General features: G+C 63.5%; 1 pseudogene. It reads left to right on the forward strand.

Going from position 1 to position 211, the window contains the following annotated elements:
* Nucleotides 1-19: 19 nt before the first annotated feature.
* A pseudogene (locus ACTIDRAF_RS35200) lies at nt 20-211 on the forward strand (DUF3558 domain-containing protein); the annotation flags it as partial.

Raw genomic sequence — 211 nt, forward strand, 5'->3', positions numbered from 1 at the left:
ACAAGGAACCGCAGTCGCCGTGAAACCGACAGTGGACTCCTCGCTTCCAGGCAGCGCCACTCCGTCGGCGTCTGGAAGCCCCGGCGAACAGCCAGGAGTGGATGTGGTGGCGGAACTATCGGAACTGTTGCCCTGCGAAATCCTCAGCGACGAGGAACTAACCACCCTGGGCTTCGACCCGGAGACCGCCACGTTCGATGACGTCGGCCTG

This window comes from Actinoalloteichus spitiensis RMV-1378, assembly GCF_000239155.1.
In the GTDB taxonomy this organism is placed as follows: Bacteria; Actinomycetota; Actinomycetes; order Mycobacteriales; family Pseudonocardiaceae; genus Actinoalloteichus_B; species Actinoalloteichus_B spitiensis.